This is a genomic window from Aliiroseovarius sp. B-4 (genome assembly GCF_056857795.1).
Genome location: NZ_JBSXNV010000023.1, coordinates 1 through 9,311 on the forward strand (window position 1 = coordinate 1; position 9,311 = coordinate 9,311).

Genomic DNA, 9,311 nt, shown 5'->3' on the forward strand with positions numbered 1-9,311 from the left:
AAACCGGGGGCCTGGGTGCGACGCCGCGGTGAGGCCGCATGGCCGAATGCGCGACGGACCGAAGGGCCGTTCTCCCCTGCGACACGCGAAGCCGAGCTGGGGAGGCCGCAAGGCTTAGCCCAAGGTTGATGTGCTGGCGACTACGCTGGCGATTATAGAAGTGTGTTTTCGCCAGCATTCGCCGTGATGGGCGGGAGCCAGTCATTCGCTGCGCCTTGGACGAACGGCAGCGATGCGCAGGAAGTGGACTTCGCAAAGTTGCGGGTTTTGGCGGCGGGTGGGGATACATATGCTGCATGCGCATCTGGATAAACCTTCTTTCGCCGTAGATGCAGCCGCCATACATCATCGAGCGGAAGGGATTCGGGACAAGGACAAAACCGTTCTCGCGGTAAGGGTATCGGGGTCGGAACTAACCATTACTTGCCGCTTAGCCACCGCTGGACACGTTGCCAAAGACCTTGTGGCGCATCTGCATTCGCCCTTGCTGCGGGGGCTTCCGGCACATCGTAATAGCGACCTTTGGCGCGACGGTCGTGAGCCCGTCCTGCTGCAATCTGTTCATCGCTCATATCGCCTGCCCATCGGATATTGCTGTGCTTGATCCAGTAATGCGACCGGCAGGGAAAACTCCAGTTTCCGATGGATGGCGAGAGAGACACAGATACACCGTCATAACCCATCTTCCAATCCGTCGGGCTTAAAGGCGTGACCACTTCGCGGCCGCAGCCACAGGCGCATTTATGAACGGCCGTCGCGTAATCCATGGCAAGATAAAGAACGCCCTCCTCAGTCCGCTCGGGGATCGCATCTACAAATTTATGGTTAATTTTCTTAATCGTCATCGCGCCTGTCCATGTTGTTTATCATGTTGCCGTCAATCGTGTAGTTGCTGGAATGCTCGCCCTCAAAATCGGCATAAAATCCAACCAGTTTCTTCCATCTGATCACCGCAAGCGTTGCGTTCAGAGCGTTCAGGTCAGCGACTTGGATGTTGGTGGCGTAAGCTTCATCGATCTCTGCTTCGCCCATGCCCACGCGGCGGCGTAGCGGTTCGCGTCGCTCAGCTGTGCTCAGCGTCACCCGCAGCACGCCGACCAAGGCATCGTCGCCCATCTCGATGCCCATACCAACATCGATGAAGGGGATGCCCTGTTCTTCGAGGCGTTCGACTGCCGGGCGTTTGGCGATGCCGGAGTCGACGCACACAAAGACGAAATCCATCTCGTCTAAAAGGTGCGCGTTGAAGGCGTCGAGATAAACCGGGTACGGGATGATCCCCTTGCGCATGGGCTCATACAGCGTCGCGAAGTAATCGACCTTCTTTTTCCGCTCCCGCAGAGTTTCGATACTCGGCGCGCCGGGGCTACGGAAAGCGTTGTGCTGAAGAAAATCATCCCCATCGACGAGATGCAGTTCGCGGATCGGCGTCTTGGCGACCAGATCGAGCACGTAAGAGCCTGTGCCGCCGAGGCCGACAATAGCGACCTTGTTCATCGCCAGTTTGTCCGAGAGGGCGCCAATCCCGGCCCGTGTCGAGGCCGTGTCATGGTAGTTGAATACCGGATCGGGGTCCTCGGAATTTGCCACCACGTAGGTGCGTGCATCCGCTGTCGGATCGATCTTCCGCGCGGGGGATGCGATCATCTCCACATAGGTGGTCATCTTGTGCTCGTAGTCGCGGTAGCCCTCTTTCGGCTTAGCCGAAAACATATGGTCTACCGTGATGTCTTTACCGAGGCTCTGGCGTTTGCTGGAATGCCTGATGCCTTCGAGCGTTTTGCCGTCCTGATCGCAAGGATGTTCGCCCACAAAATACGCCTTGTGGTCGCTCGGCGTCATCGTCTCGCCCCCGTTCATCTGCAGAACAGAGACGAGCGAACCAAGCTTTACCTCGCGATTGGCGTTCACGTAGGGCACGTTGGAAATCACGAGGTGGCCACCTTGTACAGCCACCTCGTATCCGCCTTCTTCGAGGGCCTTGAGATCGGCGTTACGACTTATCAGTTGCCGTGACATTGAAAATCATGCCGTCCTTCAGCTTCACGGTATCGCCCTCATCCAGCGTGCCTTCTGGCTTGTTGCCTTGGCCGCGTCGGTACGTGATCGTGAAGCAGATCAACTCGCCCGTGGGCGGGTTTTCGTAAGCAAGGGCGACCAGATCGTCCTCGCCAAGCTCCGTCGCCGTCACCGTCTTCTCGCGGCCATTCACGACAATCGTGAACTCTTTGTCGGGTTTGCCTTTTTCGTCTTGCGCCATGGTTATGACCTTTCTGTTTAACCTTTGGGCGGGAACGGATCGCCACCGTGGCTATCGCTGCTGGCGATCCGTCCGGCGCGGTTGTGGATGCGCAGTTCGCTTTGTTGGTTGCGGCTGATTTCACGTCCGCGATCAACAGCGTCCTGCTTCGTTTCATGGTGGCTGCTGGCGCGGGATGCGCCGCCACGCTTCACATCCCATCCGCCTGCCGGATTCGGCACGACGTGATGGGTCTTCGGTCCCTTACTCATGTTTCTCATGCCTCCTGTTCGTTAGGGGTGCAGGCACAAAAAGTACGCCTACTCCGAACATCATATATTTGTTGAAAGTCAGAAGTCAAGCACGTAAAGTATGTCTTTACCGAACAAGAAGATCGATGGGGAGGCCGCCACATGACCAACAGCCTGGGAGAGAAGATTCGCCGTTTACGGAAGGAGCAGAAGCTAACGCTCGACAAACTCGCCGAACTCTCCGGCTCCAGCAAAAGCTACATTTGGGAGCTGGAGAACAAGAATCCGCCGCGGCCATCTGCGGAAAAGCTGACTAAGATCGCTGAAGTTCTTGGCGTCACGATTGAATACCTGCTCGACGAAAAGCAGGCGATATCAGAAGAGGATGCAGTCGATGTGCAGTTCTATCGCGAATACCGGCACATGGACTCCGACACCAAAGAAAAAATCCGCGAGATGGTAAAGCTATGGGGGAAGCCCGGATGAGCAAGCCAAAGTCACCACAACGATGGGCATACGATCTGACCATCATCCTGAACACCTTGGGTGGCGACGACCGCTTTCCGGTAAACGTTGGAGCGCTTGCCTACGATTTTTCCAAGCAGCGCTTTCCTGAAGATCCGATAAGTCTTGTGCAGGGCGCTCCGCTGAAAGGGTTCGAGGGCGCCTTGATGAAGGCGTCGTCCGGCGAAAAAGGCTGGGGCATTTTCTACAATTCCGACACAGCGTCGCCGGGACGTGTCAACTTTACGCTCGCACATGAGTTCGGGCACTACCTCCTGCACAGACAGGATCATCCTGACGGTATCCGTTGCAGTACCGAGGATATGGAACGCTGGGACAGCAAGTACCGGCAGATCGAGAAAGAGGCGAACGAGTTTGCCGCAAATCTACTCATGCCGTTGGATGACTTCCGCGCGCAGATCGCCCCGAAATCCCAGCCTGACCTCGAAGCTTTGGGAGAGTGCGCTGATCGCTACGGCGTATCCCTGATCGCAGCGACGCTGCGCTGGCTGCAGTACACCGAGCGCCGTGCAGTTCTTGTGAAGTCTATCGACGGCTTTATTCATTGGGGGTGGTCGAGTGGTCGCGCCTTGCGCACGGGCGCTTATTTCAAAACGTCCGGCCGACCACCAATCGAGATACCGGCAGCTGCGATTCCGGCAACGGATGCAGAGCTGATTAGACGAAAGGCAACGCGAGAGCATGAGGCGGGCGTCTGGTTCAAAGAGCCCTGCACCGAGCATGCTCTGGTCTCCGAAGTCCACGACTTTGCGCTTTCCCTTATCCATCTTGGGGATGCACCATCGCGCTTCGAACTTTCCGAAGAGGCCGAGGAAGACACATACGACCGTATGATGAGCCGCACGCCCGGCTCTTCTTGGCTGAGCTAGAAACGCCCCAACGACTAATCTATTAAATTAGATCGTAAATAGAGTGTGATCTATAAAAGCATATCATACCTTGAAATTGCAAGTCTTACATGATACATCTAAGTAGATCAGGCGCTTAGCTTGATGTGCAGGATTATATCAAAATGAGCTATGAGAGCGAGAAACTGGCAGCGACACTGAAGGCTGCGCGCGAGAAGAAGGGGCTTAGCCAGCGCGCGCTAAGCGCCCGTGCAGGCGTGCCGCAGTCGCACATCTCCAAGATCGAGAGCGGCGCTGTGAACCTGACGGTCTCAAGTCTGACCGCCATCGCAAACGCTCTTGGTCTGGAGCTGGCGCTCGTGCCGCGCAAGGCCGCACCCGCCGTCAGAACGATCACTCGCAGCGTGGGCGATGCGCCCAAGGCAACGCCCGAAACGCAAAAGGAGTTTACACAGCTGGCCAAGCAGCTTGAGCACATCCAGTCACTCAAGATCGACAATTCAGCCATCCAGAATCTGCAGCGACAGTTTCGGGAGCTGCGCCAGTTCGAAAATCTTATCCGGAACACTGACACATTGCGCAGCATCCGCGAGGCGCTCAAAACCGTGGATAACACGGGCGGCCTTAAAACCCTGCAAGACGCGTCCAAGCAGATGAACAGTTTCCGCAACGCCCTCGCACACGGCATGGCCGATGAGGATGGGGCGCGCCCGGCCCGTCCCGCTTACCGCCTAGATGGAGATAACGATGAGTAGTGTCTCCGTCCTTAACGTCAATCTGTATGACGCCCCTATCGGCACACTCACCAATCTCGGGGGTGATCGCACCATCTTCGCCTTCACCGACGAGTATATTGCCGACCCAGACAGGGCGACCCTTGGTCTTGCCTTCAAGGATGAATTCGGGGAGCTCTATACGGATTTTCGTCCGTATCAGAAACGCGTCATGCCCTTCTTCTCGAACCTTCTGCCCGAAGGGCACTTGCGCAAATACCTGGCGGAACAGGCAGGCGTGAATCCCGAACGTGAATTCTATCTGCTCTGGGCGCTCGGCCACGACCTGCCCGGCGCGATCACGATCACCCCGGCTGATGGTGAAGCCTGGCCGCCTGATGTTGCCGGTGGCGACGATGATCACGGCGATGATCGTCGCCAGAACGCGCTGCGGTTTTCGCTGGCGGGTGTTCAGCTCAAGTTCTCGGCGGTGATGGGAGCAACTGGTGGCCTGACCATTCCCGCTTCCGGCGTCGGGGGCTCCTGGATCGTGAAGCTCCCCTCCCGTGAATTCGCGGGCGTACCCGAAAATGAATTCTCGATGATGAAGCTGGCGGGTCTGGTCGGGATGAACGTGCCTGCCATTGATCTCGTGGGGATCGATGCGATCAAGAACCTGCCCGAAGGAATCGATAAGATCGGCAGCCATGCCTTTGTGATCGAGCGCTTTGATCGCCTGTCCGACGGATCACGCGTGCATATTGAGGATTTTGCGCAGGTCTACGGGCTCTACCCAGAAGATAAGTATGGCAATGGCACATTCCGGAACATCGCCCAGGTAATCGCCGCCGAAGGCAATGATGCCGACATCACCGAGTATGTCCGGCGCCTGACCTTCAACATGCTGATCGGCAATGCCGACATGCACATGAAAAACTGGTCGCTGATCTATCCGGACCGGCGGTATGTCTCACTCGCACCGGCCTATGATTTTGTGGCGACCGTGCCTTACATCCCAGGCGATGCGACCAACATGAAGATCAGTCGTGCGCGTGTCTTCTCAGCGTTTTCAGTTGACGAGTTAGAACACCTTGCCGTCAAAGCATCGATCCCGAGAAAGATGGCAATCGACGCTGCCAAGGAGACGGTTCAACTTTTTCGGGAGCATTGGGAAACAGAAGCGGCACACCTACCGATGAGTGATGATGTCAGGGCGGCGGTAGAGGCGCACATGCAGACGGTGCCCATCCTGGAAGAACTGTCATAGCGCAATAGGTTCCTGTCTCACCAGCAAAGCAGGGCGGAGGCAGGTGCCCTGTTCTTCTGCGCCGCCGCACCCCCATCAGCAAGTGAGGGGTGACGGACGGCTCCGGCGAAGCAAGGCGATAGATGTTAGCTTGCGGCGTTTGGCAGGTTCCAGATTTTCTTGGCGTTCTCGAACAAGTCGCCCGATCGTTCTCTGATCTTTGCCTCGTTCCAGATGTCATGTTCGCAAAGGCGCTTGTTGAGATAGAGACAGGCTGAGTTTGCAAAGATCGCTATCTGCGCTTCGCTTCCCTTGGTGCTTGCCACAGCATCAGCCGCCACCGCCTGCTGCATGACGGCTCCGGGCCTACTCCGACAACTAACCTAAGCATAATTTCCTTCACGACATCTCTAAACTGCACCAGCACAGCAAAAGGGGAACCGTGGTCCCACGGCTCCCCTTTCGGTTCAGATCGTCTCCTCTCGCGCGCTAATCACGCTACCAGCGAGAGCCCCGCGCCTGCGTCCTGCGGCTGCTCACCGCTGTCGATGAACGGGATGATCGAGAAGGTCTGCCCGCCGCGCTGTTCTTCGTTCTGCACGGCGTTCACGCGCAGGTCGCCATCGGGCGTGTTGATCAGCAGCGACAGGTAGTCATTGCCCGTGCGGCTGCTTTTGGCCATCCAGGCCGAGCCGACGCGGATCGGTGTGCCCCGGGGCGAGCTGACCTCGATCCGGTAATCGGGGTGGGTCTCCTCGGATTTGTAGCTGTTCTCGATCAGCATGAACTCCAGATCGAACATCATGTTGGCGATGTAGCCGGTGAAGGCGTTGTCAGCGTCCATGGCGGTGAGCTCGCCCGAGATCGAGCCGGATTTCATCAGGCCGTTTGAGACAAGTGGGATGATCTCAAACTCTCCGCTTTGTGCCGCGCGCGCCTCTTTCGTCTGCACCGCGTTGACCCGGAACGGGCCCAAGCCGACATCGATCTGCATCGAGATGTAGGGGTTGCCGCTGGTATTGCCGGTCTCGTTCCAGGCCGTGCCGATGCGCACCTTGCGGCCTGATTTGTTGACCGCCGTCACGTCAAAATCCGGGCTGCGTTCGGACATCTTGGCCCGTGCCTCCAGCTGGATGGCGATATCAAAGCGCGTCGAGTGGATCATGCCGGTGTACTGAGCGGCTGCGGTCTCGACATTGCGGGTGAGGGTTCCTGCGAACATGGGATGGTTCCTTTTGGATTGGCCGGTGCCTGACCTTCTTGCCAACGCATCCGGGATTGCTTTCTCGACCCCCTGAGGGATCACAAATCAGAAAGCCTGCTTTCCTTTCTGCCCTGCCCACGGGTCAGGGCTGCCATCCGAGTGGGAATGCCCCCGCGCCTCCGGGTGCTACGCCTCTCCCCTGCCCGTCTGGTCTTGATTGGCTGCCCGGATTTTCCGCGCCGTCCTCCGATCGCGCGACGAAGAACTCCGTTTCTTTTCCGTTCAACCGGTACCCGCTCCGGTCGGTCAGGCCGATGCAGCTACCATTCGGCACATAGGTGATGAGGTACTGACCGAGCCGGTCCTTGTGGACCACGTAGCCGGTATTGGCCCAGTGCACGGTCTGCCCGGCATCGACGTCGGCCTTGATTTCATCAAGTGTCATGATCTTTCCCTCCCTTGCCTATTCTGCTGCCACTGAGGGGGCATCTGGTGCCTGCCCCACGATCCGGGCCAGAATGCTTCCCGTGTCGACCCTGTCCCCATGCGGCAGGAACACCCGTAGCTGAAAGGCGATGATCTCCGTGAAACACCCCATGGCCTTGAGACCTTCAATCATGCCCCGATCCGCACCGCCCAGCTCGAGACGCATCTCGCCTGCGACGCGGCGACGGGTCAGGGTCAGGCCCCGGCCCAGATCGACAGGTGCGGTGGTGCCGAGGGCGGCGGTTAACATCTCCTGCGGCGTTTGCGGATTGGAGACGAGGAAGCGTGCGCGGAGGGCCGCTGCCCCTTCCTCACTGAGCGTGCGCCCGATCATCGCGGTCGCCCCGTCCGGCGTGACGCGGTAGATGCGTTCATTCGTGGTCGGAATATCCTTCCAGATCGGCAACAAGAGCCCGGTCAGCAGGTAGAGCTTGGTTGTGGTGGTTTTTGGCAGGGACGCAGCCTCGGCATCCCAAAGCCTTGCAAACTCGGGCCTGTCGATGTCTTCCCAGGCCGAGGACCCGAACCGCGTCTCCTCCAGATAGCTGGACCCGTTTGGCCTCACCGCCTTGCGCATCAGCGTGACAATGTCCTCGTCATACATCTGCATGGGGCGCGCCGAGATGAGCGCCGCGCGGCTGGAGGCGCGATTTACCATTGGTAGCTTGTCCGGATTGCGCGACATGGCCTCTTCGGCGTCCAGGACATGGACCGGGTCCGTCACCTCAAGTCCGATGATCCGCGTCACGGCGCCAGATTTCGGGCAGGTCCAGAGATCCTCGGTCGAGACCTGTTCTATCTTGTCGCCGCGTAGGGTTTCCACCCCGAGATCGAGCGTGCCCGCCGCGCGCGCCCGTTCGGTCTGATCAGCGATCCGGCGCATGAACTCGGCAAAGAGCGCGTTCTGCATGTGGATGGGCAGGGCCAGCACCCGGTTCAGAAACCGCTGGATCGGGGGAAGCTCCTCGAGGAGCACACCGTCCTTGTCGATCAGCCGCAGGGCTGTCCAGTCTGTGAAGCTCTCGTAGCTCATCGCCTCGGCCCGTCCGGCGGCAAGATCAGCGAAATACCCGCGCAGCGCCGCCCGCGCGATCGGGCTTTCGAGATTGTCCTGCCCCCGGAACATGCCTTGCGAGCCGGTCTCACGCTGGCCCTTGGTCAGGGCTCCCAGCTGGTCGAGGCGTTTGGCGATCGTCGAGGTGAAGCGTTTCTCGCCATGCACATCGGAGGTGCAGACCCGGAAGAAGGGCGCGCTGACCTGGGCCGAGCGATGCGTGCGGCCCAGCCCCTGGATGGCCGCATCGGCGCGCCAGCCGGGCTCCAGCAGGTAGTGACGCCGACGCTTCTGGTTCTTCGCCGTCTGAGCCGCATGGTAGGATCGGCCCGTGCCGCCTGCATCGGAGAAGATCAGGATATTCTTCTCACCATACATGAAGGCTTGGGTCTCGGAGGAATTGCTGCTGGCGGCGCGTTTTTCGATGAAGAGATGACCATCCTCTGCCTTGAGGGGCCGGATAGATCGGCCCGTGACCTCGGAGACAGCCTCGTCACCAAAGGCCCAGAGGATCTGATCGAGCGCCGAGGGGATCGGGGCCAGCGTCATCAACTCCATCATGGCCGCATCGCGCAGGGCGAGCGCCTCGCGGGAGACAACCAGTGCGCCGGTCTCGTCCCTGAGCGGCTCGGCCACCATATTGCCGTCGATCTCGACCAGCTTTTGCGCGTGGATCGGGAAGGCCTGTTCGAGGTAGCCGAGAACATAGTCGCGCGGCGTCAAGGCCCCCTCGACGAGCTCGTCC

General features: G+C 58.9%; 12 protein-coding genes. 4 read left to right on the forward strand and 8 right to left on the reverse strand.

Annotated features, from left to right (window positions below; all coding sequences use genetic code 11):
* Positions 1-419: 419 nt before the first annotated feature.
* From AC13C8_RS01275 to AC13C8_RS01290, 4 genes are read right to left on the reverse strand one after another with little or no spacing between them, the layout of a single operon-like run.
* Complete coding sequence (locus AC13C8_RS01275; protein WP_482846118.1) at positions 420-845, reverse strand: ubiquitination-like system serine protease family protein; 426 nt, start codon at positions 843-845, stop codon at positions 420-422.
* Complete coding sequence (locus tag AC13C8_RS01280; RefSeq protein ID WP_482846119.1) at positions 835-2,019, reverse strand: ThiF family adenylyltransferase; 1,185 nt, start codon at positions 2,017-2,019, stop codon at positions 835-837. The genes AC13C8_RS01275 and AC13C8_RS01280 overlap by 11 nt, the downstream gene beginning before the upstream one ends.
* Positions 1,994-2,260: a multiubiquitin domain-containing protein gene (locus AC13C8_RS01285; RefSeq protein WP_482846120.1), complete on the reverse strand. Its 267-nt coding sequence runs from the start codon at positions 2,258-2,260 to the stop codon at positions 1,994-1,996. The genes AC13C8_RS01280 and AC13C8_RS01285 overlap by 26 nt, the downstream gene beginning before the upstream one ends.
* A 17-nt stretch (positions 2,261-2,277) precedes the next feature.
* Positions 2,278-2,511, reverse strand: coding sequence for a DUF2188 domain-containing protein (locus AC13C8_RS01290; protein WP_482846121.1), 234 nt, complete (start codon positions 2,509-2,511; stop codon positions 2,278-2,280).
* Positions 2,512-2,652: 141 nt separating this feature from the next.
* On the opposite strand from AC13C8_RS01290, the gene AC13C8_RS01295 reads away from it, so the two are divergent.
* The 4 genes from AC13C8_RS01295 (at position 2,653) to AC13C8_RS01310 (ending at position 5,843) form a co-directional block, all read left to right on the forward strand.
* Positions 2,653-2,976, forward strand: a complete 324-nt coding sequence (locus tag AC13C8_RS01295; protein ID WP_482846122.1) for a helix-turn-helix domain-containing protein — start codon at positions 2,653-2,655, stop codon at positions 2,974-2,976.
* A complete protein-coding gene (locus tag AC13C8_RS01300; RefSeq protein WP_482846123.1) occupies positions 2,973-3,884 on the forward strand; it encodes an ImmA/IrrE family metallo-endopeptidase in 912 nt (303 codons plus the stop codon). Before AC13C8_RS01295 ends, AC13C8_RS01300 begins: the two co-directional genes overlap by 4 nt.
* Before the next feature lie 143 nt (positions 3,885-4,027).
* Positions 4,028-4,618 carry a helix-turn-helix domain-containing protein gene (locus AC13C8_RS01305; protein ID WP_482846124.1) on the forward strand — a complete coding sequence of 197 codons (591 nt, stop codon included), beginning with the start codon at positions 4,028-4,030 and terminating at the stop codon, positions 4,616-4,618.
* A complete protein-coding gene (locus tag AC13C8_RS01310) occupies positions 4,599-5,843 on the forward strand; it encodes a type II toxin-antitoxin system HipA family toxin (protein ID WP_482846125.1) in 1,245 nt (414 codons plus the stop codon). The genes AC13C8_RS01305 and AC13C8_RS01310 overlap by 20 nt, the downstream gene beginning before the upstream one ends.
* 125 nt (positions 5,844-5,968) lie before the next feature.
* On the opposite strand, the gene AC13C8_RS01315 is transcribed toward AC13C8_RS01310, so the two are convergent.
* The 4 genes from AC13C8_RS01315 to AC13C8_RS01330 all read right to left on the reverse strand — a co-directional run.
* Positions 5,969-6,175 carry a hypothetical protein gene (locus AC13C8_RS01315; protein ID WP_482846126.1) on the reverse strand — a complete coding sequence of 69 codons (207 nt, stop codon included), beginning with the start codon at positions 6,173-6,175 and terminating at the stop codon, positions 5,969-5,971.
* 140 nt (positions 6,176-6,315) lie between these two features.
* The gene (locus tag AC13C8_RS01320; protein ID WP_076535534.1) at positions 6,316-7,044 is read right to left on the reverse strand and encodes a DUF736 family protein; all 729 of its coding nucleotides are present in this window, start codon (positions 7,042-7,044) and stop codon (positions 6,316-6,318) included.
* Positions 7,045-7,168: 124 nt separating this feature from the next.
* On the reverse strand, positions 7,169-7,471 hold the full coding sequence (locus AC13C8_RS01325) for a hypothetical protein (protein ID WP_482846127.1): 303 nt from the start codon (positions 7,469-7,471) through the stop codon (positions 7,169-7,171).
* An 18-nt stretch (positions 7,472-7,489) separates the two neighbouring features.
* Positions 7,490-9,311, reverse strand: a 1,822-nt coding sequence (locus AC13C8_RS01330) for a strawberry notch C-terminal domain-containing protein (protein WP_482846128.1), incomplete at its 5' end; no start/stop codon positions are given.